The organism is Leptolyngbya sp. FACHB-1624 (assembly GCF_047649235.1).
Taxonomy (GTDB): domain Bacteria; phylum Cyanobacteriota; class Cyanobacteriia; order Leptolyngbyales; family Leptolyngbyaceae; genus Leptolyngbya; species Leptolyngbya boryana.
Genome location: NZ_CP180258.1, coordinates 5,371,862 through 5,396,781, shown reverse-complemented (window position 1 = coordinate 5,396,781; position 24,920 = coordinate 5,371,862). Strand labels below are relative to the sequence as shown.

The following is a 24,920-nucleotide window of genomic DNA, read 5'->3' as shown; positions in this document are numbered from 1 at the left end:
TTGCGTTACACCAGTAGGTGGTGTTTGAATGTTGGCTGAAGCCTGTGAAATTAAACTATAAACGCTTAGGACTCCTGGTACTCGCGATTCTGCTGGTTGTTTCGTCCTGGTTGGGAATCGCATTCGCCCGATCCGGGCTGGACGTGCGATCGTTCCAAAAAGAAGGAGTTCCTCTGCTATATCTCGCTCCTCAAGGGGCAAAGACAATTCCAGGAGTCCTTGTGGCACACGGGTTTGCAGGTTCTAAACAGTTGATGCTCGGCTATGGGCACGTCTTGGCTCATGCGGGTTATGCGGTCATGCTCTGGGATTTTGACGGGCATGGCGCAAATGGAACGCGCTTAGAGCGGTATGAGCTGCAGCAGAATCTGGAGAGGGCGTTGCAAGCTCTCCTGGAACAACCCCAGGTTGACCCAGGTCGTCTGGCACTGCTAGGGCACTCGATGGGCAGCGGGATTGTGATGAATGCTGGGATTCGCGATCGAGAACGCTTTGCTGCAACGGTTGCAGTTTCTCCAACGGGGGCGAATGTCACTCCCCAATCTCCGCGAAATCTGCAACTACAGGCAGGGAGTGGAGAGGGGCGATTTGTGGGTAATGCCGAACGATTGCTGGCACAGTCTGGGGGAGAAAACACGAATCTGGCAACAGGACAGGGGCGGGAATTAGTTGTGATTCCGGGTGTGGAACACATCACTATTTTGTTTAGTGATGGGAGTCATCAGTCAGCCCTCCGTTGGCTGGATGCAGCATTTGGCAGAACCAGTGATAGCCAGTATCGCGATCGCCGCATGGCATGGTACGGACTACACCTGTTAGGTTGGTTAATTGGATTAGCCGCAATCTCACCTCTCCTAACGCACCCTCCATTCATCCCCACAAAAATAGCTCCTATCCGACGATGGACAGGCTTAATCGCTGCACCACTGGCGGCAACGGCAGGGTTAGTACTGCTGAGTCAGCGGTTTGACCTCCAGAACTTGGGTGGCGTTCAAGTTGGTGGAGCGGTTGGGGTCTGGTTTTTGATTGCCGGGTTAACCTGGCTGGGAATACTGGCGCGTCTACCTCGCCCTACCCTGCGCGCCGTTGGGCTAGGAATTATGCTGTTTGTCATTCTCTGGATTGCCTTTGGTGCAATGGCGCAGGTGGTTTGGCTTCAATGGTGGCTGATCCCAATTCGGCTAAGAGTGTGGTTGCCCGTGGCGATCGCCTGTTTCCCCTGGTTTCTGGCCGCGGGAATCGTGCAAGAAAATATTGGGGTCGGTAAACGCCTTCTCTGGTGGCTGGGGCAGAGCATCGTTCTGATCGGCGGCTTCGTGTTGACGCTCAATTTCCTACCTCAATTGGGATTTATGTTTTTGCTGTTGCCACTATTTCCGCCACTGATGGGGATCTTGTCTCTGATTGCTGGTCTGTTCAACCAAGCATGGGTTTACGCGATCGGCTCTGCTTTATTCTTCGGTTGGTTATTGGCAGCGGGTTTTCCTCTTTCTGCCTGACCTGTATACTTTCAAATTCTCCCTTGAGAGCCAGTCTCTCTTGCAGCGATTTGGTTACAGTAAGAAAGTTATTCTCATACCCCAATGCAGTCTTTAACTGAATTTGTCGTTCTTTTGTCCCTGTTACAGGGCTGTGCCTATCCTCAGCCTTTCATTGTTATGAGTGATTTGCCAAACCCTTCTCATGCTCAGTCACTAGAGACAGCCAATGTTGCAGCAAACCCCGATCGTTCCCAAAGAATTGAATTTAAGCTGAGCGACTATCAATGGCAAAACCGCATCTTGCTGGTCTTTGCCCCCTCGACTGATTCATCTCAGTATCGCCAACAAATGCAGGTATGGCAGGCGGATGAAGCAGGGACAGGCAATCGCGATCTGAAACTGGTGCAAATTTTGGGAACTGGAGAGAGCCAAGTTGATGGGCGATCGCTCAATTCAGCATCGGTGGAAAAACTAAGAGAACAGTTTGGGATTACCCCTGAGGAGTTTGCAGTGATTCTGGTGGGTAAGGATGGTACGGAGAAGCAACGGAGCCAAACTCCACTTGATTTAGCAGGGCTGTTTCGCACGATCGATGCGATGCCCATGCGTCAGCAAGAAATGCGTTCTCGACAATAGCCATTGGCAGGAATGCTGTTGCGATGTTTGATCAGTCTTCTGCCCGTCCCTAGGATGTTGTCCTTTACAGTGTCACTGGCTTTGTCGGCTTCCATCAATGATCCCTGCGACAATACTAACCCTTTGTTTTCCTGTTCAATGCGTTGTTCTAAGATGGCTTCAATTTCGCTATCTGCCGGAAAAGATTGAGTCGTCGTCATATCCTCAAGCTCCCTTCCGCCAGGCATTTGAGAATTCGGCATAAGACATCTGCTGAGCGCAGTATGACAATAATTTGTGGCACTCATGCAGTTGCACTGTAGATTGCTTGAAAGATTGATTGAAAATTGAAAGATCTATGTCTGTAAACAACAAGCTTAATTGATAGACGACATGGCTTAACTGGTTTTCCAACATGACTTCTTTCAAATCTTCGACAACTCGTTTATGGTGAGTTGGAATCTTCTCGTTCAAAAGAATTTGCAACAAGCAGTCGATCGCTCCAGGATGTCCAGGCTGGAGCGTTGCCAGTCGATAGGCAATTCGCCGCTGATTCGCCCAGTCTTTTGCTGTTAATAATCGTTGTTCTAATGTACTAATGAGGTGTTTTAGATCTTGCTGATTAGTTGTTCTATTCTGATGTTTTTGACTTGTTTTCTCAGACCTTCTCATTGGCTGGAGTACAGCATTTGCAACACTGTTTTGTGGGTCAAGGGCGATTAAGTTCTCTGCGGTTCGCAGTCGCAATGTGGCATTTTCAGTTGAGTGAATGATCTGCTTTAGAGTAGCGATCGCTCTCTCATGACCAGGATTGATTTTTCCCAGACTATAAGCGGCTCTCCGGCGAATATTGTCCTCCTGGGTTGATTCCAGAATCTCCTCTAGAGCAGTAAGCACAATCGGATGACTTGGCTCAATTCTGCCCAGGCTTTCGATTACTTGTAATTTCAGAGCTTCACTCTGTAGAGTGTCAATGAGTTGACGCAGGGCAGCGATCGCCGTTGAATTGCCAGGATCAAGCGTTTTACCCAGGGTGTAAGCTGCCTGCCAACGAGCAAAGGGATTTTCGGCAATCTGGACAAACTCCTCTAAAACCGAAGTTGCAAGCTGGCGATCGGTTCGCAGCAACGCGATTCTGGCTCCTTCACAGAGGGAAGCAGGAAATACCCCAAATCGCCATTGGAGAAGTTGAGCCAGGATTTTTGAGGCATGACCAGATTGGGGAAACTCTGCCAACCCTGCCGCCGCCAAGCAGTAAGCTCGATGGGAATAAAAACCGCCACAGCGATCGTCAAAATTCATGAGGGTTGTGATCAACGCCTCTTTCTCAGCAACAGCAATATCCGTTCTCCCCAACCAGAGTAGAATCACCTCTCGCCAGGACGCATGAAAAACTGGAAAATCGTGAGCCGGATCAAAGAAAAACTGCCAATCTGAAATGGCTTGTGCGGCGAAATATTCCTGGAATGTGGTGTGGTAAAAGGCGTAAATCTTCTCGCCTGTGGTCACTGAAATTCCAACCTGGTTAAGCCAACCCAGTTGTAATGCCAGAGTCATTAAGTCTAATGACCCTGCAAATGCAATTTGAGCGAAGGAATGGGACAGTCGAAAGCGCGTTTCCCTTTGCAACAGTGCCCGCAGCGCAACCTGCCCTAATGCTTCATTGAGTTGCTGCCGCTGGGCGATCGTAGTGGGAAAGCGATCCTGCTTCCATTCATAGAGTGTTTCGACAAATTGCCGATAGAGCAGGGATTTTGTTTGCGGTAATGCTCCTTGAGCTAGTGACCAGGAGCGGCAAAGCAAGGCTAATCGGAGAGGATTTTTGACCGCATCCCTGACTCGCTTTCGCTGAGGGTTGTTCAATTCTTGTTGCATGCGATCGCCCAACTCCAGATGATCCTGAAACCAGCGATCGATGAACTGACCCACCTGATCCCCATCAGTTCCACGTCCATAACTAAAACTGCGGTTGCAGTAAACTGTAAACCCATCGAGGGCATTTTTACCACTGTCCCAAACATTCGAGCGGCAGGTCAGCATGATACGAGCATTGGCAATCCATCCTCGCAGATGACAGGCAAGGCTCGACAGTGCGGTTGCCCCATCCATCGCCATCTCATCGATCGCATCCAGCAGTAGCCACACCCGCCCCTGCTCAAACTGTTGGACAAACGCTTCTTGAAGCTCTAGAGGAACACTGATCTTCCCGGTTGCTTGCTTCAGCCAGTCCTGTAAGAGATAGTTCTCCAATGTCGCTCCCTGCAAATCTGCCAGGGAAATCCAGATAGGCAGTACCCCCTGCTCTAGCAGCCAGACGGCGATTTTTTGAAGTAGCGTCGTTTTACCTGCACCCGGTTCACCTACGATCGCGATTCGTTGTTTTTCGAGCGATCGCAGACGGTCAAAAAACTCCTCTAAAGAGAGGGTGTCTTCTGGCTCGTCTCCGTCCTCAACAGGTGAACCGACTGATGAGCGATCAGCTTTGCGATGCCGCTGCTTGCGTTCGATCAAGCCTAGGGGAAGATAGAGTTCATCCAGGTTGAAGGTCATACCATCGCTGACCGTCAATGGATTAATCGTCAACCGTTCGTATTGCTGTAATTCCAGACTGTTACGGCAAAGTTGCCACCAGGAATCTTGCCTATCCGCTCCCGAATCTTCTGGTTCTACAGGTTCCTTGCCTGTCACCTGCTTCGATTTCTGGGGGCGGCGTTTTTCCCATTCCTGCTCGAATTGACGCAGATTGGCTGGGCGATCGCTCCGCTTGTGCCACAGGTTAAGGGTGAAGTGCCAAACTTCAGATCCACCCCTGTTGGGGCGATTGTCGTCTAGGATCTCTAGAAAATCCTCAAATCGCCGCAATGCCTCCTTGATCTGTTCGCCATTCAGCGGAGATTTCGCCAGGTTAGTCAAAGCCTCTAAGAACCGAACCTTTGTTCGCACCACTAACCGTTGCTCGGTCTGCCAGTGGGTCTGAATCTGCGATCGCAGCCCATCCAAAGCCACCTCATCACAGTCCAACTCGTCGTTTGCGTAGTCGAGCAAGGTTATGAACAGGTGGAGCGATCGCTTTTTGGCTTCAGGTCCGTAACTGGGGCGTGCCATTGTTAGGAGAATCGGAATTTGGAGACAACTTGAGAATATCTCACGGTTCTAACTCACATTTTCCCCCAGAAGCCAGGGGAATTCCTCCGGTTCCACCATTCCCCTAACTTCAAGTCTTCTGTGGAGGAAGCCTTTCAGCCGTTTTTATGCCAATTCGCCTGGGGGAAGATGAACTGCCTATTCTGGATTCATCAAAGGGAAAGGAAACGAGAGAACGCTTCTCACCTCCTACCCTCGACTTTCAACCCTGTGGCGGCTAGCTCAATCGTAGAGCGCCAACGATTGCCCGAAAGGGACGCAGATTGAGGGTTATCGCTTTGGACGACTCCCCCCTTAATCGCCGGAGATGCGGGTGCAACCCCCGCGCCGCTACACCAAACACTGGCAGGTAGTTTAACAGTAGAACGCCTAAAACATCCTTGTTCACATCTTGCCCGAAAGGGACGACGAATGAGGGTTATCGCCTTCCAAGCGGGTGATATGGGTGCAACTCCCATCCTGCCAATTTCCAAACATTGCCCTGACGGGCTGAAGGAGATTGTGATGACTTACAAGTTTTTTGTCCAGAACAAAACGCAAACACCGCAAAGCCAGCCGATTCCGGGTCGGGAAGCAGACATGATTCAGGGACGTTCCGGTGGTTGGATGTTCAAAGCCGACCTCTGGAATGTGCTGCGTCGCTGCCTGTTGATTGGAACGGCTCAAGGGGCTTACTACGCAGGCAAGCAGGAGTTGACGAGTGAATTTGTCGAAGTCTTGAAACAAGCGATCGCTCTCAATCCCGATCGCGTTGCCTCAGAGATCCTGTACGCCAGCGATGGACCGGCAATCAATAACAGCGCGCCTCTGTTGGCACTGGTGTTGCTATCAATGGGTGAGACAGTTGAAGCAAAGCACGCTTTTCAATCGATCTTTCCCCAGGTGGTAAGAACGGGAAGCCACTTCTACGAATGGTTGAGCTACACCAAAGCAATGCGCGGGTTTGGAAAGATTGTCCGAGAAGCGGGTAAGTCCTGGTTATCAAACCCTGATGCAAAAGGGTTGGCATATCAACTGTTGAAATATCAGCAGCGCCAGGGCTTTTCTCACCGGGATGCGCTGCGGCTGTTTCACGTTAAACCGCCCACGGAAGACCACGACCAGCTATTTCAGTGGGTCATTCAAGGTTGGGAGAACCTACCGCAAGAAATTCCCTCGGATGCTCTGGCGCAAATCTGGTGGTACGAGTGGCTGAAACGCAATCCGGAGAGAACTCATGAAGCGATCGCCAAAGGTCGGTTAACGCATGAAATGGCAGCCCCCGTGGGCAAAATGGACAAGCGGGCATGGCAACTCCTGTTCAACGATATGCCGATCGGAGCAATGCTACGAAATCTGGGATCTTTAACCGAACTGGATGTGTTGACGGCTGACAACCGCGACAACCTGAAGCGAGTGGCAAAAGTCCTCAACAGTGCGGAACATTTGCGAAAAGGACGCATCCACCCGATCGATGTCTTGAAAGCCCTCAAGACTTATCAATCCGGTGGACAGTTAGGACGCAGTCAGAAAACCTGGCAACCTGTTCCCCGCATTGTGGATATTCTGGAGCAAGCTCTGGAACTTTCCTTTGAGGTGATGCAGCCAACGGGCAAGGTGTTTCTACATGCGATCGATGTTTCTGGTTCCATGTCTTACTACAGCGTGAGTTCGATCGGACTGACCTGCTGTGAGATTGCAACCACGATGGCACTGGCAACAGCAAAAGCTGAACCGCACTATGTCATTCGCGGATTTGCAACCGATTTCCGTGACCTGAAAATTACAGCACGGGATTCGTTTAGCGATGCGATCTCCAAAGCGAGCAACCAGAATTTTGGTGGGACGGATGCGGCAGTCGCGTATGAGTGGGCAATCAAACACAAGTTCAAGGCAGACGTGTTCTGCTTCTGGACGGACTGTGAAAGCTGGGCAGGACGCAAGCATCCGAGCCAGGCATTAGCCGAGTATCGCCGTAAGGTAAATCCTGGGGCAAAAGCTGTCTACGTCACCCTGGCTCCCTACAATATCTCGCTGATTGATCCACAAGATTCAATGTCGTGGGATATTGCCGGGTTTGATCCAGGAACACCTCGATTAATTCAAATGATTGCAGCAGGAGAGCTTTGACTAGTGTAAAGTTGGGAGTATTTTTTCAATTGAAAGTACTCCCAATTTATGGTTCAAAATGATGAGAAATAGGGAAGCTAAGCAGATACTAGATTTTTAGTAATCTGCTCGAAAATTGACTTAAACTTATGCTTCGCGTTATCAAACTCTGGCACCTGCCAATCCGGGACACAAGCGCAATCCAGTTGTTTCGCATTCAGGTAAACCGGGTAGCGAACTTCAATTTGTAACGCTTAAACTTGCGGCATCTGACCGTAATGCCGTGTGATATGTCCACCACTAAACGCCTTATTGCGAACAACCTGATACCTCTGTGAGCAAAAAGCAGTTTCAACGACAGAAATGAAGTGTTCAGAACAGGTTGCCCCATTTCCGTTCCCCAAACAGACTTCATCCTCAATTAATCCAAGAAAACTGTGTAAATCCAGCAAATATACCTTGCCAAATTGCTCAATCTGTTCGTTCAGCAAAGTTTGAAGCTGTTGGTGATAGGGGCGATAGTATTGCTCCACTCGCTGTTCAACCTCTTCTCTTGAAGGCGGAGTTCGATAAATTGCGGTGTTGAACGCAGTCTTTTCAGCAACGACCGATTGCCAAAAGCTACCAAAGAGCGGTTCGTGGAGCGATCGGTTGAGGTCAACGACGTAACGGCTATAGACAGCTTGCAGGACAGTAATGCCTAAACGGGGCAGAAAATCATAGAGTTTATCGAGATGCCAATCTTGATTGGGTAAATAGTGCTGGTAAGAAGCTTCTAAAGTGTTAGTAATCTCCTTCGGTATGAGCAATCCACTGTGAGGCAGACTGGCGATAACCGGAATGGTGTGAGCAGTAGGTAAGTGCAGGAGGAAAGGGTCTGGCATTGGTGGCTTAGTCAGTAGATAAATTGCTCGATCCTTAAATATGGGAAAACAGAGATCGCCACTTTTGTCTCTGAAAAACTCGCCGCTCTGGATTCAAGCCATCTTTGATGGGAGACCCAGAGCATTCCTCCGTCATTTGCCACTATCAAGGTTGGAAGCACGCCTCGATGCCGCTTAAAGGGCGAGTGAGTTAGTCCAATAGGCGGTGGCAGATAAGCGATCGCTAATCTGCCCAGTGTTGTGCATCCAGGTCTGTAGTTGGTCGTAGTAGTCAGTGGTCATTGCAAAGTCGTAAGTGAAACAGGGAACGGTTGCCTGATAGATGGCTTGCCCGATCGCATCGTCAGCATAGGCTCCAGTGTGCTGGTTATAGATTGCCTGTGCAGCTTCGGGTTGCTGATGAATGAAGTCAATCCCGCGTCGGAATACCTTCAGGAAAGCCTGAAGTTCTTGCCGTCGCTGTTGCAGTAACTCTGGAGTCGTGATGAAAATGAGTTGACAGAAATCTGGAATGCCCCAATCCTTAAGGGCAAAAAACTGAGCATCGTAGCCCCGAAGCCGAGCTTCAATGACTTCAAAATTGTAGAAAACTAGCGTTGCACAGTCTGCTTTGTTTTCAACGAGTGCGTTCGTGTGGAAAAAGCCATGATCGACAGAGGTAATGGCATCATCGGTAAACTGACCGCCATCCGCCTCGATCATCGTTTGAGCGATCGCCTTTCCTAAAGCCGAGGGTGCGCCGGGGTATTGCAGTCGCTTACCCAGCATATCTTTAGGGCGCTCAATTCCTTGTCCTGCGAAGTACATGACCCCACCATTGGTATGTAAAAAACGTGCCCAACCAATGACCGGATGACCGTTAGCGCGGTCTTCAACCAGATGCACTGGCTCCGTAATGGCAATATCGAGCGTTCCGTCCTGGATTTGGGCGATCGCATCAATGTGTTCAGATGGTTCAACCAGTTCCAAATCGATATTTACATCTGCAAACCATCCCTGCTTCAGCCCCACCAGCAGAGGCACATGATCTGGATTCAAAAACCATTCCAATCCCAAGCGTAACTTAGCCATTATCCGCCAACTTAAATTTATAAGATCGAAATTGTATTTCTAAAGCTTACCGTCTTCCAAACCCCTGATACCGTAGAACCTGTGACCGAGCCATCAACTCGTCATCCATCCAGCAGCAAGTTAACGGGCGATGTGTTGATGTATGCCCTAGAACTCGGGATGCCTGTGCATTATCTGTCTGGATTTGGCAAGCCCTTGGGATCGGCGTTGCCTGCTTACTCGCGCAATGGGCAACTTCGATTAGCACAGTATCGGCGGTATGAGGATCAGGCGCAGAAGTTGGAATTGGTGAAAGCGATGGTCACGACTAAAATCCACAATCAAGCGACGGTTTTGTATCGGCATGGGGTGAAAGAGCATCCGTTAAAGCAGCGAAAAGCGAGTGTGGCTGCTCAAAAGACGATCGATCAAGTGCGGGGGATGGAAGGGTTGGCGGCACAGGAGTATTTTAGTTATTGGTCGCAGATGTTGAAAGGGAATTGGCAGTTTTCAGGTCGAAATCGTCGTCCGCCGACTGATCCGGTGAATGCGTTGCTGAGTTTTGCTTATGGATTGTGATTAAAAATCGGCACAACTTCCTGAGTTTCGGCATCAATCCCAGCCACAAAGTTATATCGCCGCTCATTGCAACGCCGACAAGCCAAAGCTAAATTGCGGAGATCATCCGAACCGTTTAAGGATCTCGGAATCGCATGATTAACCGTAAAACGATTTGCACTCAAGCGTTCTGGTGAATGGCAATACTCACACAAAAAAATTGCTCTCTCGAACAGCCTGCCGAACATCATTACTGATTGACATTCTGAGCCGCCATCATCGCATTGATATGAGTGAAAATTCGATCGAGTTCTGCGGACACGCTTCACGTGAGCCGAAGGCAACGCGTCCAATTCACCAATTTCCTCCACTGCTAGTTGGTCAGATTTCTGCTTCTCTAGCAATTCTTCCATCCGGAGCTGTAAAGCGTCGCTAAATTTGAACAAATTCCATTCCCCCTTTTTCTCAAGTCGGATCTCGTGCAGAAACGAGGATAGCTTAATAGAAAATAAGTCCGTATGCGCGTCATCTGAGCTATTCATAATGCGTCCACATCCGCAAAATTTTCACCGTATTCTCAGACTCGATGACTTCATAGACTAATCGATGCTGAAGATTGATTCGTCGAGAATATGCACCTTCCAAATCTCCGATTAGTTTCTCGTAAGGAGGCGGATTTTGCCACAGGTTTTCTTACAAGATCTCAAGTAATTCCTGTGCCTTTTCTCGTAAGTTCCTAGAAGCAAGTTTTTTAGCGTCTTTCTGTGCCTGTTTCGTGTACACCAGTTTCCAGTTCACCACTCTAACTCCCGATCGCACTCTTCGATCGGGGTTGCTAATCCTTCTCGGATCGACTCTCGCATTCCTGGAACAGAGAGCAGATAGAGAGTCTCCTGCACCGATGCCCAATCTGCTTCAGAGAGCAACACAGCATTGTTGTTTTGCCCTGCGATTACGATCGGTTGATGGGACTTGCTGACGGTATCAATCAAATCTTGCAACTGCTGTCGAGCATCATCGACTGGAATCATAAGCTATTCTCTCGATCTGCCACAATGATATCTAATCCATCTTAAGTGCAGGTATTCGATTTCTTCGTCCGGTTGCTCGGATTCAGATTCTTGTCGGATTCAGATTCTTGTCGGATTCAGATTCTTCTGGTACGCGATCGCCTTCCTGTGAAAGAATCCGCTCAATTTCTTGAAATTCTTTTACAGAGATGTGAATCACATTGCCTTCGGCACAGCGAAAAGCGATCATGTCTACCAAAAAATATTGAATTAGACAAATATCTAATCGATAGATCGATCTACCGATTAGATATCGCTTATCTTGGGAGTAGATATCGAGGCAATGGCATGGACATCAACAATACCTTGAATCAGATTAATGAGTTGAGTATTGACGATCGTATTCGCCTGGTTCAAGCGATTTGGGATGGAATTGCAGCGGAGCAGGGTTTTCCTGAATTAACACTGGAACAGGAGCAGGAACTCGATCGTAGAAGTGCGGCTTATGATGCAAATCCAGATGATGTCATGACTTGGGAAGAGGTCAAAGCCTCGATTAAGAAAAAGTCATGAGTTTTGTTTTAACTGTTCGACCAGAAGCGCGGCAAGAGTTGGACGAAGCTTATCAGTGGTATGAGGCACAACAAGAGGATCTTGGAGATGATTTTCTAGATTGTGTGGATGAGAGGCTGAATCAGATTTGTCAGATGCCAGAGTTGTATGAAGTGGTTCGCAGAGATATCCGACGGGCTGTTGTGCGGCGATTTCCTTATGTAATCTATTATCGCGTTGTTGTCGATCGCGTGATTGTATTAGCGATTATTCACGGTCGGGCAAATCCGAAGAAATGGCGATCGAGAAATTAAGCTGAGGTCGAAGCATTCTGTGGAAGAAGCGATCGTATTAGCCCGAAGCTATCGCGCATCAGATTACCCTGAACTTGAGCCATTTTCCCTGCTTGGTTACACTGTTCCTAAACGTCAATCAGGAAGCTGAACGAGTTGTGCAACTTCTTCTCCCAATCTGACAAAGTGCTTAACATTAAATGTTAAAAGCATATCTACATTTGCTTTGAGAGCAGCATAGGCAATGAGAGTATCGTAAATTCCACCACCTGAGATATTCATCTGAACTACTTTTCTGAGTACTGCTTGATAATCCTCAGCCGTTAAACTGATTCTAGTAAACTGAGTCAAATCTTCTGATAAAAGGCGTTCGGCGTTTGCCGGACTAATTCGATAAGGTGGTGGCAGTCGTGTCAGAATAGAATAAGATTCTGCAAAGCTATGGGTTGAGATGAAACCTTCAATAGTTCGATCGATTTGTACTTGTTCTAACCAAGGTCTAGCGCGATCGTGCATTTCGTGAGCTTCAGACAGAGCAGCGACAATAATATTTGTGTCGAACAGAACTTTTACCATCCACCAAGTTCCCGAATCCGTTCTTCGCGCATATCGTCCACTATGGAAGCAGGAATCTTCGTGCCCTGAGATTTGATGACCAAAATCCCGTTCACGTATTCTAGTTCTGCTTCCGGTTGATCGGACTCATCTGGTGAAATGGGTTGCGGGACGTTGCTAAGAAGTTGCTCAATCTGTCGAAATTGTTCAAGTGGAATTTGAACCGCGATAGCTTCTCCTTGCTCGTTGTAAACGTATTGCTTATCGACATCTAGCATTTCTGCAACCTCCAGACGATCGTGTGTTGATCATATCTCGCAATAGAGCTTTCAGAGCAGAATGATGTTTGCTCGTCTCGCCCAAAACATCATGCTTAATTAATGGCTTGGTAGTCCCAAAACCGATCAATTTCCCATTACTCAGTCACATCTACAGAACTTCGCCTTGCTCTAGTTCTTCAACTTAACAAGAAGAGATCTCAAAGACATCACGGGAATACTCATACAAAAAGCAATCTAAAACGGGAGACCATCTCACCATATAAGAGTGGAGGAATTGAATGAATTACGAGCCAATGGATGAGCTAATAGAAGCAGCAATGGCGATGAGTGAAGATGAAATGCTTGAAGAAGAAAATACTTATGACGAAGAGGATGCTTATGACAATGAGCATCAAGAGCAACATAGTCAAATTCTCCTCAACGTCGAGCGCAAAGCCCTAGATTTACGTTGTTCGGTTGAATTAGCTGCATACATTGATGAACTGAAGTATCAAGTTTGTGTTCTTTCAAAAAAGCTCGAATCTACATCAGCCCAACTTAGTCAATTAATGAAAGAACATCAAGCCCAGGAAAAAGATCAGCCTTCAAATTCAGATAAAGCGATCTTTAAGCCTTATAACCAGAGAATGAGCACTCATGATATTTCTTTTGATGATATTCCTTTCTGAGCTAGAGCTTTAAACACATAAAAAAAGCCCCATACTATTCAGTACAGGGCTTTTTTAATCAACTAAGTTTCGAACTTAAACGACTTCGCAAGTTCCGCCAGCGGCTTCGATTTTCGACTTAGCGCCTTCAGTAAACGCTGCTGCTTTCACAGTCAGCTTCACCGACAAGTCACCATCACCCAAAATCTTCAGCGGGCCATCATCCTGAGTCACAATCCCCGCATCCATCAGCGAAGACAACGTCACTTCAGTTCCAGCCGCCAACTCAGCCAAATCACCCACATTGATCACCGTAAAGTGCTTACGATTGATCACCGTAAAGTACTTCAACTTCGGCAAGCGGCGATACAAAGGAGTTTGGCCCCCTTCAAACCCCGGACGAGTCGGACGACCCGATCGAGATTTTTGACCCCGCATTCCAAAACCACCGCTCGCACCTTGACCCGCAGAAATTCCACGGCAAATGCGACGCTTGCGCTTGGTTGAGCCTTTTTGAGGCACAGCATCTTCTAATCTCATCAATGCCTCCTAAACGCCGTAAAGTTTTTCAACCGGAATGTCACGCTCTTGTGCAACATCCGACAGCGTACGCAGCCCACTCAAAGCAGACACAGCCGCGCGCGCATTATTCAGAGGATTGCCCGAACCGAGTTGCTTAGCCAGGATATTTTTCACACCCGCAAGCTCAAGCACAGTCCGAACCGCGCCCCCAGCAATTACCCCAGTCCCTGGAGCTGCCGGACGCATCATGACCTTCGCACCACCGCCAGAAGCAGTAGAAGGATGAGGAATCGAGTTCGCCTTAGTCAAAGGAACCTCAATCAGATGTTTTTTACCATCTGCTACGCCCTTCTTCACAGCGCCGATGACATCACTTGCCTTGCCGACACCGACACCGACTTGACCTTTTTCGTTGCCGACAACCACGATCGCTCTAAAGCTGAGTTTTTTACCACCCTTTACTACTTTAGTCACACGACGGATTTGGACAACGCGCTCCTGGAAATCAGATTCCTTTTCACGGGATTTCTTTTCTTTGCCTTTCGCCTTAGCCATATGTTTTGCTCCTAGAAGTTAAGACCAGCTTCACGGGCAGCATCCGCTAAGGTCTGGACGCGACCATGATACAAATTACCACCGCGATCGAACACAACTTGCTCGATGCCTTTTGCTTTCGCACGTTGGGCAATCAACTTGCCCACTTCAGATGCGGCCGCACAGTTTGCGCCCGATTCGATCTTGCCTTTCACTTCTGGATCAACAGTTGATGCAGAAGCAATGGTCGCTTGAGCGACATCATCGATTAACTGAGCATAAATATGCTGGTTCGATCGATAAACGGCTAACCGAGGACGCTCTGGAGTGCCAGAAACACGGCGACGAATTCGCTGGTGGCGCTGGCGTGTAGATTCTCGACGACTTACTTTGCTCATGGTTTATTTCTTCCCTTTACCGCCAGTCTTACCAACCTTGCGACGAACCTTCTCGCCTGCATAGCGAATCCCTTTACCTTTGTAAGGCTCAGGCGGACGGACTGCCCGAATCTTCGCGGCTGTGTTTCCAACGATCTCTTTATCGATGCCCGTAACCGTAACGTTAACGTTGTTTTCAACCTGGAATTGAATCCCGTCCGGCGGCTCGATCAGTACAGGGTGGCTATAACCCATGTTCATGTTCAAGTTTTTGCCCTGAACAGCAGCCCGATAACCGACCCCTTGAATTTCGAGGCGGCGGCTAAAGCCTGTCGAAACTCCTTCAACCATGTTCGCAACGAGTGTACGGCACAATCCATGCCGCTCTCTTGCCATCCGAGAATCATTCACGCGATCGACGTTTACCGTATCGCCTTCAGTTCTGATGGTGACTCCCGCAGGCAGAACTCTTGTAAGTTCACCTTTGGGTCCCTTTACCACGACTTCTTGACCGTTGATCGTGATCGTCACCTTAGCGGGAAGCGTAATAGGACGTTTTCCAATCCGAGACATAGCTAATTTCCTCTATCGTACAGATGCGTTAAATTCACATCTCTAACGTTGGGCAACCCAATCGACCAACAATTACCAGACGTAGCAAAGGACTTCTCCGCCAACTCCCGATTTCCGGGCATCGCGATCGGTCATAATGCCGCTTGAGGTGGACACGATCGCAATTCCGATCCCGCCTAAAACGCGAGGAAGGTCTTTACGGTTCGAGTACACGCGCAAACCGGGGCGGCTCACCCGCTTCAGCGCGGTGATGATCGGTTTGCGGTTCTTGCCTTTGTATTTCAAGCCAAGAACTAGGTTCTTTTTCGGAGCTTCGCCGACTTCTTCCACTGAAGAAATAAAGCCTTCAGAGACCAGTACCTCAGCGATACTGCGAGTCATACGAGTCGATGGAACTTCGGTGGTTTGGTGACGCGCTAAGCTTGCATTCCGAATGCGCGTCAGCATATCTGAAATAGTGTCATTCGCTGCCATAGTTGCCTCTGTGATTTGACTGCATTTACTGATCGCGGAAGGGCATACCCATTTCTTTCAGCAGGGCGCGTCCCTCTTCGTCGGTATTTGCAGTCGTGATGATTGAAATGTCCATCCCCCGAATTTGATCGACACTGTCGTATTCGATTTCGGGGAAGATCAATTGCTCTCTCAGACCGAGGGTATAGTTTCCTCGTCCGTCAAAGCTTTTCGGGCTAATACCGCGAAAGTCCCGAATCCGAGGCAGCGCGAGGTTCATCAAACGGTCCAAAAAGTTATACATGCGGTCGGCTCTGAGCGTCACCATCACCCCAACTGGCATTCCTTGACGAATTTTGAAACCTGCGATCGCTTTTTTAGCGCGAGTTACAACAGGTTTTTGACCAGTGATGATTGCGAGTTCGTTGACAGATGCTTCAAGCGCTTTCGCATTCTGTGACGCTTCGCCCAGACCCCGATTCACGGTGATCTTGACGACTTTGGGAACTTGGTGGACGTTGGTGTAACCAAACTGCTCTCTGAGTTTGGGAACGACTTTTTCTTCGTACGAGGTTTTCAGTCTGTTGGACATTGTTTTAGTTCCTCCCTGGGCTTGGTCAGGGCTAAGTTAAGTTCAAGGGCTAATCAATGATTTCGCCAGTTTTGATCAGTTTGCGAACCTTGCGACCATCTTCGGTGAAGGTGTAGCAGACTCTGGATGCAACTTTTTGCTTTTCGGAATACAACATGACATTCGAGCTATGGATCGGAAATTCATAGGTCTCGATACTGCCCGATTCGCCTTCGCCTTTTGGCTTAACATGCTTGGTTTTGATGTTTACGCCTTTGACGATGACTTTGCTGAGTCTAGGGAAAGTGCGAACAATCTCGCCCACTTTACCCTTGTCGTTTCCAGAAATCACTTGTACAGTGTCACCCGTTTTAACGTGCATTTTCAGTGCAATGGGGGACTTTTTCTTCTTAAGTGCCATCTACAGCACCTCCGGAGCTAGAGATACGATTTTGGTGAAGTTCTTCTCACGAAGTTCACGAGCGACGGGTCCAAACACACGCGTGCCTCTGGGATTTCCGTCTGCGTTGATGATGACCGCTGCGTTGTCGTCGAACCGGATGCTCATGCCGCTATCACGACGTAAAGTTTTCCGGGTGCGAACGATCACGGCTTTCACCACGTCCGACTTTTTCACTGCCATGTTCGGGGTTGCATCCTTCACGACAGCAACAATGACATCACCAATGCCGGCATAGCGACGATTGCCGCCCAACACGCGAATGCACATCAGTTTACGTGCGCCGCTGTTGTCTGCCACATTGAGATAGGTTTCCTGCTGAATCATGTCCGTCTCCTAGTAGGGTTAGGCTTTGGTACTCAGGATCTCAAGCACAGCCCAGCGTTTGGTGCGGCTTAAGGGGCGAGTTTCTTGAATCCGAACGCGATCGCCTTCTTTGCACTTGTTTTCTTCGTCATGTGCTTTGTAGCGCTTGGTTCGGACTACGATTTTTCCGTATTTGGGATGCGCGGTACGGCTTTCGACCGCAACCACTACCGTTTTGTCCATTTTGTCGCTGACAATTACGCCAACTCTTTCTTTGACTGCCATTTGGGATTACTCACCTTTCAACTGTCGTTCATGTTCTACGGTCAAAAGCTGCGCGAGGCGGTGCTTAAGATGTTTGAACTGATGGGGTTTATCGAGTTGACGAGTCCCTTGCTGCATTCGGAGTTGAAATAGCTCTTTCTTGACAGCCAGAATTTGATCTGAGAGTTCCTCGTCTTTGAGTTCGCGTGCGTCCGCAATTTTTGGAAGTGCCATGATTTATGATTCCTCCTCGACGACTTGCTGACGGGTGATGAATTTAGTTTTGATCGGGAGTTTGTACTGGGCGAGTCGCATTGCTTCTCTTGCAGTTTCTTCGGGCACTCCTGCGATCTCGAACATGATCCGACCCGGTTTCACGACTGCAACCCAGTATTCAGGCGCACCTTTACCAGAACCCATCCGGGTTTCTGCGGCACGTGCAGTGACGGGTTTGTCAGGGAAAATCCGAATCCAGATTTGTCCACCCCGGCGGATGTAGCGCGTCATCGCTCGACGGCTAGCTTCAATTTGGCGCGATGTGATCCAGGTTGGCTCTAGGGCTTGTAAGCCGAAGTCACCGAAGTTGAGTTGACTTCCGCGTGTCGCCAATCCTCGCATCCGACCGCGCTGCTGCTTACGGAATTTTGTTCTTCTTGGGCTTAACATTGGTCGATACCTGTAAGGTCTGTGGGTGGGGAGTGGAGAGTGGGGAGTGGGGAGAGCAAGCTTTACAGTCTTTTTCTCCCTATTCCCTACTCCCCGCTGTTTCTACCCTTCATTCGATCGGTCTTCAAAACGCTGACGACGCTGCTGGCGACGACGGGGCTGTTGGTTTGGCGCGACGACTTCTGCTTCGCGCTCTTGTCCGGGTAGGATTTCTCCCTTAAATACCCAGATTTTGATCCCCAACGTTCCGTAGATCGTTTGTGCAGTGGTGTAAGCGTAGTCAATATCTGCTCTCAAGGTGTGCAGGGGAACTCGACCTTCGCGAGTCCACTCTGGACGAGCAATTTCAGCTCCGTTCAGACGACCGCTCACTTGGATCTTGATTCCTTCAATGCCAGCCCGCTGAGCGCGTTGGATTGCTTGGCGAACGACACGGCGGAACGAAACCCGACGCTCAAGTTGTTCAGCAATGTACTCTCCAATCAACATTGCATCGGCATCGACTCTCGCTACTTCCACCACGTTGATGCGGATTTGACGATCGCTGTTGCCCAATACTTGCTGAAGGTTTGTTCTCAACACTTCAATTCCAGCACCACCGCGTCCAACAACAACGCCGGGGCGAGAGGTACGAATTTCTAAATCAATCTGGTCAGCTTTCCGCTCGACTCGGATTTCGGAGATCCCGGGCTTCTTCAAGTTGTCCAGATTCTTCGGATTCTTCATGAAGAAATTCCGAATCTTGTGGTCTTCTTGCAGCAGTTCGGGATAGCGATCGGCTTCTGCAAACCAGCGCGATCGGTGTTCTTTAATCACACCCAGCCGAAATCCATTGGGGTTAATCTTTTGTCCCATTTTGGTTGTTCTCCCTTATGAATCTGCGCCTGGAGCAACACCGATCGTGATGTGACACGTCGGTTTGCGGATTTGATATGCCCGCCCTTGTGCTCTCGGTCTAAACCGCTTTAGCACAGGTCCTTGGTCAGCATAAGCCTGACTGACAACCAAGCTTCCCCGGTTTAATCCTTCGTTATGCTCAGCGTTGGCTGCCGCCGATCGTAAAACCTTCAAGACAGGCTCACACGCGCGATACGGCATGAATTCTAGGATAATCAGCGCTTCCCGATAGGAACGACCGCGAATTTGATCCAGAACTCGACGCACCTTAAAAGGTGACATCCGAATGTACTTGGCTACTGCCTTAACTTCTCCTTGGATTTGTGTCGCCATTGTTTCTATCTCCGCGATTTCTTATCGCCGCCGCCATGTCCCCGGTAAGTCCGAGTCGGCGCAAATTCACCTAGCTTATGTCCAACCATTTGTTCGCTCACATAGACTGGGACATGGGTTTTGCCGTTGTGTACGCCAAAGGTCATGCCAATCATTTGCGGCAAAATGGTGGACGCTCTCGACCAAGTTTTGATCACTTGGTTGTCTCCTTTTGCCCGTGCTGCTTCCACTTTTTTCATCAAGTGGTCTGCAATAAAGGGACCTTTTTTCAATGAACGTGCCATCGTTTATCGTCTCCTTAACTACGATTCGCGTCCGCCACGTCCGCGCTTAGAAGTCTTACGACGACGACGCACGATCAAGGCGCTGCTGAGTTTCTTCTTGTTGCGAGTCTTCGCACCCAAAGCGGGTTTACCCCAAGGTGTAACAGGGCCAGAGCGTCCAATCGGCGCACGTCCTTCACCACCACCATGTGGGTGATCCACTGGGTTCATTACACTACCACGAACTTCAGGACGACGACCTAAATGGCGTTTCCGACCTGCTTTTCCTAAGCTCTGGTTGCGGTGCTCGGTGTTGCCAACTTGTCCGATCGTGGCGTAACACTCTTTGCGAACTTTGCGAACTTCAGTTGAAGGCAGTTTTAAGGTGACATAGTCCCCTTCTTTCGCAAACACCTGAGCCGCAGCACCTGCAGCACGAACGATCTGTCCGCCCTTACCAGGTTGAAGCTCAACGTTGTGAACGATCGTACCTAAAGGAATGTTCTCCAACGGCAGTGCGTTTCCAACTTCGATCGGCGCATCTGCACCGGCTTGCACTTTCGTTCCAACTTGCAATCCAACCGGATGTAAAATGTAACGCTTTTCGCCGTCTGTGTAGTACAGCAATGCGATGCGAGCGTTGCGGTTCGGATCGTATTCGATTGCAGCGACGTTCGCGACAACTCCACGCTTATCGCGTTTGAAGTCAATGATTCGATAGAGTTTTTTGTGACCGCCACCCCGGTGACGACAGGTGATCACGCCTCGGTTGTTCCGTCCTTTCTTACGGTGCTTGTATGTCACCAAAGACTTTTCGGGTTCCGATTTCGTGACTTCCGCGAAGTCAGTCACGCTGCGTTGGCGAGTGCCGGGGGTATAGGGTCGATAATTTCGGATGCCCATAACTTGCTCTCTTGGTGGTTATACTTGTTCGGGGAACAGCGTGATCGAATCGCCTTCTGCAAGGGTGACGATCGCTTTTTTGTAGGTGGGTTTGTACCCGATGTACTTGCCGACCCGTTTCTTCTTGCGAGGAAGATTCATGGTGCTGATTCCAGTGACCTTGACATCGAATAAGTATTCGATCGCGGCTCTGATTTCAGGCTTGGATGCTTTGGGCATCACTTCAAACGTGTATTGATTCAGTTCTAGTAACCGAGTCGCCTTTTCCGTAATCAGCGGACGGCGAATCAGATCGGCTAGGTTGCGGGGATCAGTCTTCACCGTACACCTCCTGGATTTTTTCTAATGCGGCAGATGTCGCAACAATATGATCTGCGTGCAGCAAGTCATACACATTGAGGTTGTTCGCCGAGATCAGTCTCAGTTTTTCAACGTTGCGAGCCGAGAGATAAACATTATCATCGCGTTCAGCCACGATCATTAAGACTTTCGATCCCGCTTCAACACCCCAACGAGACAGCGCTGCAACTAATTCTTTCGTTTTCGGGCGCGGCAGCTTTGCTGCAAAGTCCTGCACGACGATCAAATCTTCTGCGCGTCCTTGGAATGCCGTTCTCAGCGCTAAGCGACGCTCTTTCCGGTTCATTTTGATCGAGTAATCTCTGGGTTTCGGTCCAAAGATCACACCGCCCCCTCTCCACAGCGGAGAACGGCTCGAACCTGCACGGGCACGACCAGTTCCTTTCTGTCTCCAAGGCTTGCGTCCACCACCGCGCACTTCCGATCGCGTTTTGGTTGAAGCATTACCTTGACGTACATTCGCCAACTGACGAACCACAGCACGGTGCAGAATGCCAGCTGCACTTTCGGGTCTTGCGGTTTTTAATTCGATTGCGGCAGTTCCCGACTCTTTGCCGTCCCAATCTTTTACTTTAAAGTCTGCCATTGTCTATTTGCTCCCGACGATCGTAGCGGGCACGATTTCTACCAGCGCACCGGGTTTTCCAGGAACTGCACCTTTGATCAAGATCAAGTTGCGTTCTGCATCGACGCGCACGATGGTCAACTTCCGAACTGTGGTACGAGTTCCACCTAAGCGACCTGCCATGCGCTTCCCAGGATAAACCCGTCCAGGAGTTGTACCTGCTCCAGTCGAACCTGGTTCACGGTGGTTTTTAGAACCGTGCGACATTGGACCTCTGGCAAAATTGTGACGTTTCTGATAACCGGCGAACCCACGTCCGATGCTAGTTCCAACCACGTCTACAATTTGACCTGCCTCAAACAAATCAGCTTTCAATTGCTGACCGAGGGTGTAGTCTCCTGCGTTATCGACTCGATATTCCATCAAGTGGCGCAGAGGCGGAGATTCTGATTTTTTCAGATGACCAAGCGCGGGCTTGTTCAATGCTTTCTCGGTACATTCGCCATATCCGATTTGGATTGCAGAATATCCGTCTGTTTCTTTAATTTTTACCTGCGTCACGGGGCAAGGACCTGCCTGAATGATGGTAACGGGGATTGCTCTCCGCTGTTCATCAAACACTTGTGTCATGCCCAGCTTCGTGCCGACAATTCCGACAGCCACTGTTTTTCTCCTGTTTTACACGTTATGCAGAATCAGCGAACCCAACGATCGCCGCTCTGCGTCTCAAGTCACTCCAACGGATCCACGGTCGGACAACCAGAAGAATCTTGCCCCAAGGAGATTGGAGGCAGCGGATTCCGCGTTTTTAAGTTGGTTTCTTCAAGCATTTATCGAAAAGCTGATAGTGCATCTGCTCTGAAAATGCGATTTCCGATCGGACTTAAGTAGGGTTGCTACTCAGTTTCCAGGAGTCGGAATCTACTCGCGAAGAAAGACTGATTTGGCTCAGCTTCTTGCTCGAAGGGTTGCAAGTTCTGGGAGACTTTACTGTGCGCTCAAGCACACATAAAAATGCTCTCGGAGTTTTATCCAGAGAGATTTCCCGGAAATTGCCCAACTGAATTTTAGCGACAATTAAACACTATAGGACACAATTGGCAAAACTGTCTAGAAAATTTTGAAGCTGTTTAATTCTTAGCCAGAGAGCACCGGTAAAAATCGATTGAAATAAAAACTAAAGAATCCCTCGTCCTTCTTTTCGTTGTAGATAAGCTGCAAGTTGAGCCGCAGATTTCAACTTTACGGTTTGCTGACATCCAGGATGAGGACAACCTAGAAAAAACATATCCAATGCTGCTCCTGAATGCTCACGCCTCTCACGTAAGGTCATAGGAACGTGATGAATAGAACACATTATTTCCTGATCTTTTTCTTTGACGTGGGATTTTACTCGTTCCACAACTGCATTTTGGACAGAACGGCTCTCAAAGATTGAGGAAAGATCAGCGTTGGAAACAGTTAGCTCAAGTACATTCGTTTTGTGCAAAAAAGCAGAGTCTTGTTTCCTAAAGGGTTGTGTTCCTCTGCATTGAAGATGCGCAGGGTTAAAGTACCCAGTACAAGACCAAAAGAAATCCTCAAGTCTGTATAAGCTACCATCTAATCTTTGTCTAGATTGAAGGATCATTGGTCGTTGGCATGCAGAGCATTTTTTCTCTAATACAACTTGACCCATGTGATATTGAAGCACATGAACGCGATCACTACTTAATACCGATGCTATATAGTTTTCTGCATTCTCTGCTTGTTCACTCAAAATCTCTTCTGATTTTGCTGCTTCATATTGTTTAAACTTTTCAGCTCGCTGCTGTTCTAATTCTTGCTGACGATCTTGATCAGCTCGACTCGAACTTCCGTCACGTCTTGCTTTACGCTCAAGTTCAACTATCTCGGCATCAATCGTTTCTAGGTCTTGTACTGTTGCTTGAGCCGTTTTCACATTGAAGCTATTTTGCTGTGCATCAGGCTTAGCTTTGGTTCTTGAATTTTTCCAACGGTAAACGACCTCAGTAACAAACTCAGAAGCAAATGTTCGGACTGCTTCTACGCAGAAGATTGCTGCACCAGTGAAAAGAGCTTCAAGGATCATACATTTAGAGAAAAGAACCAGCAAATAGTATTCCTTTACACGATACAGAATGCCCAAATTTATTTTTGGCTCTCTCCAAATGTCCCACTGTAGTGTTTAAGGTCGCGATCGTAACTTGATTTTCTTTTACTTTCTCAGTCTGAAATTTTCATGCGCTCGGGACAAATAATAGACCTGTTGGGAAATAAGTGATAATAGACAAGAGAACCGTCATCTTACCCGATGCTAAACCTTGAACGCGCACTGAACCAAGACCGACTGCTGCGAGCATTGACAGGGCTAAATCGCAAAGCTTTTGATGCCTTGCTGCCGAGTTTTGAGCAGGCGTATGAGGCAAGTCGAGTAGCAGCAAAGCCCGTGCGAAAACGAGCAAGGGGAGGTGGACGCAAAGCGAGACTGCAAAGCATAGAAGCGAAGCTGTTCTATATTTTGCTCTACTTCAAGTGCTACCCGACGTTTGATTTAGCGGGAATTTTGTTTGACCTGGACCGCTCCCAAACACACGAATGGATGCACGAACTGCAACCTGTTCTTGAAGCAGCGTTGGGTCATGAGATGGTGCTACCAGAGCGCAAGCTGCGGAGTATTGAAGCGTTCCTAGAAATGTTTCCAGGTGTGGAGCGGGTGATGATTGATGGGACAGAGCGCCCGATTCAACGTCCGCAAGATCCAGACACTCAGACGCAGAACTACTCCGGCAAAAAGCGCCGACATACTCGCAAGCATCTTGCGGCAGTAGACCAAACCAAGCGAGTGTTAGTGTTGAGTCCATCTCGTGAGGGAAAGCTCCACGATAAGCGATTTGAAGCGGAAGAGGAGATCGCTTTTCATATCCCGGATGAGATCCCAATCGAGGTAGATTTAGGCTTTCAAGGCTTGCAATCCGAGTATGTCAATATTCGTATTCCACACAAGAAACCGAGAGGAGGTGAGCTAAGCGAGGAACAGAAACAAGAAAATCGCAGTTTGAGCCAATCGCGAGTTGTCTGTGAAAATGCGTTTGCAGGCATCAAGCGTTATGGGGCGGCGAGTGCGATTTATCGGAATCGCACACAAGATTTTGATGACCGTTTGATGCTGACTGCTGCCGGACTCTGGAACTTTTACTTGATCGCTGCTTAACCTGATGGCAAAAAGCAGGAATTTCACAACTCTACAACTTATTCCCCAACAACTCTAATACAAGTTGTCTTTGTAGAGAGTTCGTTTCGGCAATCGCGCCAATGTTACGCGTCTGAAAGAACTCAAGCAAACCATTCAATTCATCATCCTGTCTCTTAAATCGCCTGCCAGTCCAATGCTGTCACAAGACGAGAAAGGTGAGCCACATTCGTGGTTGCAACAATCACCTGTGTTGTTTCATCCTGTAGCAGATGAGCTTGAGCAGCTAAAATTACATCCCCATCCAGTGCTTTAGGATCAGCCGTCGGTTGTCCCGATCGGCGAATCTCTGCCCAAAAGGTAGCCGCTTGCAGCATTGTTTCTGTGTCAATCCGAGCATACTCAAGGGTCTGTTTCAACTCATCCAGTCACCGCACACTTCTGACTAATCCCGCCCGTAGCAACTCACGTCGCACCTCATAATCTGCAATCTCAGGAATTGCAACCCTTTCTCCGCGACGT

The 24,920-nt window shown here is 48.8% G+C and carries 38 protein-coding genes and 1 tRNA gene; 9 read left to right on the top strand and 30 right to left on the bottom strand.

Going from position 1 to position 24,920, the window contains the following annotated elements; all coding sequences use genetic code 11:
- Positions 1-44 precede the first annotated feature (44 nt).
- Positions 45-1,499, top strand: a complete 1,455-nt coding sequence (locus ACMUEV_RS25760) for an alpha/beta fold hydrolase (protein ID WP_347277623.1) — start codon at positions 45-47, stop codon at positions 1,497-1,499.
- A gap of 84 nt (positions 1,500-1,583) precedes the next feature.
- Positions 1,584-2,117: a DUF4174 domain-containing protein gene (locus ACMUEV_RS25755; protein WP_190652378.1), complete on the top strand. Its 534-nt coding sequence runs from the start codon at positions 1,584-1,586 to the stop codon at positions 2,115-2,117.
- Here the strand turns inward: ACMUEV_RS25755 and ACMUEV_RS25750 are convergent.
- Positions 2,090-2,317 (bottom strand): hypothetical protein, encoded by a 228-nt coding sequence (locus tag ACMUEV_RS25750; protein ID WP_348251546.1) that lies wholly within the window; start codon positions 2,315-2,317, stop codon positions 2,090-2,092. The genes ACMUEV_RS25755 and ACMUEV_RS25750 overlap by 28 nt on opposite strands.
- Before the next feature lie 4 nt (positions 2,318-2,321).
- Complete coding sequence (locus tag ACMUEV_RS25745; protein WP_190652376.1) at positions 2,322-5,201, bottom strand: NACHT domain-containing protein; 2,880 nt, start codon at positions 5,199-5,201, stop codon at positions 2,322-2,324.
- Between the two features lie 249 nt (positions 5,202-5,450).
- On the opposite strand from ACMUEV_RS25745, the gene ACMUEV_RS25740 reads away from it, so the two are divergent.
- A tRNA-OTHER gene (locus tag ACMUEV_RS25740) sits at positions 5,451-5,578 on the top strand.
- 73 nt (positions 5,579-5,651) lie between these two features.
- A complete protein-coding gene (locus tag ACMUEV_RS25735; protein ID WP_242044618.1) occupies positions 5,652-7,349 on the top strand; it encodes a TROVE domain-containing protein in 1,698 nt (565 codons plus the stop codon).
- Positions 7,350-7,582: 233 nt separating this feature from the next.
- On the opposite strand, the gene ACMUEV_RS25730 is transcribed toward ACMUEV_RS25735, so the two are convergent.
- Both ACMUEV_RS25730 and ACMUEV_RS25725 read right to left on the bottom strand, forming a co-directional pair.
- Positions 7,583-8,212: an N-formylglutamate amidohydrolase gene (locus ACMUEV_RS25730; protein ID WP_242044617.1), complete on the bottom strand. Its 630-nt coding sequence runs from the start codon at positions 8,210-8,212 to the stop codon at positions 7,583-7,585.
- Positions 8,213-8,386: 174 nt separating this feature from the next.
- Positions 8,387-9,283, bottom strand: a complete 897-nt coding sequence (locus tag ACMUEV_RS25725) for an ABC transporter substrate-binding protein (protein WP_190652375.1) — start codon at positions 9,281-9,283, stop codon at positions 8,387-8,389.
- An 81-nt stretch (positions 9,284-9,364) separates the two neighbouring features.
- Between ACMUEV_RS25725 and cas1 the strand changes: the two genes are divergently transcribed.
- Positions 9,365-9,841 (top strand): CRISPR-associated endonuclease Cas1, encoded by a 477-nt coding sequence (gene cas1 / locus ACMUEV_RS25720; RefSeq protein WP_415354696.1) that lies wholly within the window; start codon positions 9,365-9,367, stop codon positions 9,839-9,841.
- On the opposite strand, the gene ACMUEV_RS25715 is transcribed toward cas1, so the two are convergent.
- From ACMUEV_RS25715 to ACMUEV_RS25700, 4 genes are all read right to left on the bottom strand, one after another.
- Positions 9,829-10,362 carry an HNH endonuclease gene (locus ACMUEV_RS25715; protein WP_415354695.1) on the bottom strand — a complete coding sequence of 178 codons (534 nt, stop codon included), beginning with the start codon at positions 10,360-10,362 and terminating at the stop codon, positions 9,829-9,831. The two genes, cas1 and ACMUEV_RS25715, sit on opposite strands and share 13 nt — an antisense overlap.
- A complete protein-coding gene (locus tag ACMUEV_RS25710) occupies positions 10,355-10,465 on the bottom strand; it encodes a type II toxin-antitoxin system YoeB family toxin (RefSeq protein ID WP_242044615.1) in 111 nt (36 codons plus the stop codon). Before ACMUEV_RS25710 ends, ACMUEV_RS25715 begins: the two co-directional genes overlap by 8 nt.
- A gap of 149 nt (positions 10,466-10,614) precedes the next feature.
- Complete coding sequence (locus ACMUEV_RS25705; RefSeq protein ID WP_017286237.1) at positions 10,615-10,851, bottom strand: type II toxin-antitoxin system Phd/YefM family antitoxin; 237 nt, start codon at positions 10,849-10,851, stop codon at positions 10,615-10,617.
- Positions 10,852-10,933: 82 nt separating this feature from the next.
- A complete protein-coding gene (locus tag ACMUEV_RS25700; protein ID WP_190652374.1) occupies positions 10,934-11,080 on the bottom strand; it encodes a hypothetical protein in 147 nt (48 codons plus the stop codon).
- 98 nt (positions 11,081-11,178) lie between these two features.
- On the opposite strand from ACMUEV_RS25700, the gene ACMUEV_RS25695 reads away from it, so the two are divergent.
- Both ACMUEV_RS25695 and ACMUEV_RS25690 read left to right on the top strand, forming a co-directional pair.
- Positions 11,179-11,403, top strand: a complete 225-nt coding sequence (locus ACMUEV_RS25695) for an addiction module protein (RefSeq protein ID WP_017286239.1) — start codon at positions 11,179-11,181, stop codon at positions 11,401-11,403.
- Entirely contained in the window at positions 11,400-11,696 is a 297-nt protein-coding gene (locus tag ACMUEV_RS25690; RefSeq protein ID WP_190652373.1) for a type II toxin-antitoxin system RelE/ParE family toxin, read from the top strand. The genes ACMUEV_RS25695 and ACMUEV_RS25690 overlap by 4 nt, the downstream gene beginning before the upstream one ends.
- A 114-nt stretch (positions 11,697-11,810) precedes the next feature.
- Here the strand turns inward: ACMUEV_RS25690 and ACMUEV_RS25685 are convergent, their stop codons facing one another.
- Positions 11,811-12,251, bottom strand: coding sequence for a type II toxin-antitoxin system VapC family toxin (locus tag ACMUEV_RS25685; RefSeq protein ID WP_190652372.1), 441 nt, complete (start codon positions 12,249-12,251; stop codon positions 11,811-11,813).
- Positions 12,245-12,508: a hypothetical protein gene (locus ACMUEV_RS25680; protein WP_190652371.1), complete on the bottom strand. Its 264-nt coding sequence runs from the start codon at positions 12,506-12,508 to the stop codon at positions 12,245-12,247. The genes ACMUEV_RS25685 and ACMUEV_RS25680 overlap by 7 nt, the downstream gene beginning before the upstream one ends.
- 281 nt (positions 12,509-12,789) lie before the next feature.
- Here ACMUEV_RS25680 and ACMUEV_RS25675 point away from each other — a divergent pair, with 281 nt between their 5' ends.
- On the top strand, positions 12,790-13,179 hold the full coding sequence (locus ACMUEV_RS25675) for a hypothetical protein (RefSeq protein WP_190652370.1): 390 nt from the start codon (positions 12,790-12,792) through the stop codon (positions 13,177-13,179).
- A 75-nt stretch (positions 13,180-13,254) separates the two neighbouring features.
- On the opposite strand, the gene rplO is transcribed toward ACMUEV_RS25675, so the two are convergent.
- From rplO to ACMUEV_RS25580, 19 genes are all read right to left on the bottom strand, one after another.
- Positions 13,255-13,698 carry a 50S ribosomal protein L15 gene (gene rplO, locus ACMUEV_RS25670; protein WP_190652369.1) on the bottom strand — a complete coding sequence of 148 codons (444 nt, stop codon included), beginning with the start codon at positions 13,696-13,698 and terminating at the stop codon, positions 13,255-13,257.
- 9 nt (positions 13,699-13,707) lie between these two features.
- On the bottom strand, positions 13,708-14,235 hold the full coding sequence (gene rpsE / locus ACMUEV_RS25665) for a 30S ribosomal protein S5 (protein ID WP_017286245.1): 528 nt from the start codon (positions 14,233-14,235) through the stop codon (positions 13,708-13,710).
- A gap of 11 nt (positions 14,236-14,246) precedes the next feature.
- Complete coding sequence (gene rplR, locus ACMUEV_RS25660) at positions 14,247-14,612, bottom strand: 50S ribosomal protein L18 (RefSeq protein ID WP_017286246.1); 366 nt, start codon at positions 14,610-14,612, stop codon at positions 14,247-14,249.
- A gap of 3 nt (positions 14,613-14,615) precedes the next feature.
- Positions 14,616-15,164 (bottom strand): 50S ribosomal protein L6, encoded by a 549-nt coding sequence (gene rplF / locus ACMUEV_RS25655; protein WP_017286247.1) that lies wholly within the window; start codon positions 15,162-15,164, stop codon positions 14,616-14,618.
- Between the two features lie 72 nt (positions 15,165-15,236).
- On the bottom strand, positions 15,237-15,638 hold the full coding sequence (rpsH, locus tag ACMUEV_RS25650) for a 30S ribosomal protein S8 (RefSeq protein ID WP_190652368.1): 402 nt from the start codon (positions 15,636-15,638) through the stop codon (positions 15,237-15,239).
- Between the two features lie 25 nt (positions 15,639-15,663).
- Positions 15,664-16,209, bottom strand: a complete 546-nt coding sequence (rplE, locus tag ACMUEV_RS25645) for a 50S ribosomal protein L5 (RefSeq protein ID WP_017286249.1) — start codon at positions 16,207-16,209, stop codon at positions 15,664-15,666.
- A gap of 49 nt (positions 16,210-16,258) precedes the next feature.
- Positions 16,259-16,609, bottom strand: coding sequence for a 50S ribosomal protein L24 (gene rplX, locus ACMUEV_RS25640; protein WP_199329630.1), 351 nt, complete (start codon positions 16,607-16,609; stop codon positions 16,259-16,261).
- A complete protein-coding gene (gene rplN / locus ACMUEV_RS25635; protein WP_017286251.1) occupies positions 16,610-16,975 on the bottom strand; it encodes a 50S ribosomal protein L14 in 366 nt (121 codons plus the stop codon).
- Positions 16,976-16,993: 18 nt separating this feature from the next.
- On the bottom strand, positions 16,994-17,239 hold the full coding sequence (gene rpsQ, locus ACMUEV_RS25630) for a 30S ribosomal protein S17 (RefSeq protein WP_017286252.1): 246 nt from the start codon (positions 17,237-17,239) through the stop codon (positions 16,994-16,996).
- 6 nt (positions 17,240-17,245) lie between these two features.
- Positions 17,246-17,452, bottom strand: a complete 207-nt coding sequence (rpmC, locus tag ACMUEV_RS25625) for a 50S ribosomal protein L29 (protein WP_190652367.1) — start codon at positions 17,450-17,452, stop codon at positions 17,246-17,248.
- A gap of 3 nt (positions 17,453-17,455) precedes the next feature.
- Positions 17,456-17,884: a 50S ribosomal protein L16 gene (rplP, locus tag ACMUEV_RS25620; protein WP_026148407.1), complete on the bottom strand. Its 429-nt coding sequence runs from the start codon at positions 17,882-17,884 to the stop codon at positions 17,456-17,458.
- A 102-nt stretch (positions 17,885-17,986) separates the two neighbouring features.
- Positions 17,987-18,739 (bottom strand): 30S ribosomal protein S3, encoded by a 753-nt coding sequence (gene rpsC, locus ACMUEV_RS25615; RefSeq protein WP_017286255.1) that lies wholly within the window; start codon positions 18,737-18,739, stop codon positions 17,987-17,989.
- 15 nt (positions 18,740-18,754) lie between these two features.
- Positions 18,755-19,114: a 50S ribosomal protein L22 gene (gene rplV / locus ACMUEV_RS25610; RefSeq protein ID WP_017286256.1), complete on the bottom strand. Its 360-nt coding sequence runs from the start codon at positions 19,112-19,114 to the stop codon at positions 18,755-18,757.
- Positions 19,115-19,119: 5 nt separating this feature from the next.
- A complete protein-coding gene (gene rpsS, locus ACMUEV_RS25605; protein ID WP_017286257.1) occupies positions 19,120-19,398 on the bottom strand; it encodes a 30S ribosomal protein S19 in 279 nt (92 codons plus the stop codon).
- A gap of 18 nt (positions 19,399-19,416) precedes the next feature.
- On the bottom strand, positions 19,417-20,280 hold the full coding sequence (gene rplB, locus ACMUEV_RS25600; protein WP_017286258.1) for a 50S ribosomal protein L2: 864 nt from the start codon (positions 20,278-20,280) through the stop codon (positions 19,417-19,419).
- Between the two features lie 18 nt (positions 20,281-20,298).
- Positions 20,299-20,601 carry a 50S ribosomal protein L23 gene (locus ACMUEV_RS25595; RefSeq protein ID WP_017286259.1) on the bottom strand — a complete coding sequence of 101 codons (303 nt, stop codon included), beginning with the start codon at positions 20,599-20,601 and terminating at the stop codon, positions 20,299-20,301.
- Complete coding sequence (rplD, locus tag ACMUEV_RS25590; protein ID WP_190652366.1) at positions 20,591-21,226, bottom strand: 50S ribosomal protein L4; 636 nt, start codon at positions 21,224-21,226, stop codon at positions 20,591-20,593. Before rplD ends, ACMUEV_RS25595 begins: the two co-directional genes overlap by 11 nt.
- 3 nt (positions 21,227-21,229) lie before the next feature.
- Positions 21,230-21,868, bottom strand: coding sequence for a 50S ribosomal protein L3 (rplC, locus tag ACMUEV_RS25585; RefSeq protein ID WP_190652365.1), 639 nt, complete (start codon positions 21,866-21,868; stop codon positions 21,230-21,232).
- 514 nt (positions 21,869-22,382) lie between these two features.
- On the bottom strand, positions 22,383-23,297 hold the full coding sequence (locus ACMUEV_RS25580; protein WP_348251545.1) for a hypothetical protein: 915 nt from the start codon (positions 23,295-23,297) through the stop codon (positions 22,383-22,385).
- Positions 23,298-23,519: 222 nt separating this feature from the next.
- Between ACMUEV_RS25580 and ACMUEV_RS25575 the strand changes: the two genes are divergently transcribed.
- On the top strand, positions 23,520-24,419 hold the full coding sequence (locus tag ACMUEV_RS25575; RefSeq protein WP_316425607.1) for a transposase family protein: 900 nt from the start codon (positions 23,520-23,522) through the stop codon (positions 24,417-24,419).
- 155 nt (positions 24,420-24,574) lie between these two features.
- Here ACMUEV_RS25575 and ACMUEV_RS25570 read toward each other — a convergent pair whose 3' ends face one another.
- Positions 24,575-24,775: a hypothetical protein gene (locus ACMUEV_RS25570; protein WP_242044193.1), complete on the bottom strand. Its 201-nt coding sequence runs from the start codon at positions 24,773-24,775 to the stop codon at positions 24,575-24,577.
- Positions 24,776-24,920 lie beyond the last annotated feature (145 nt).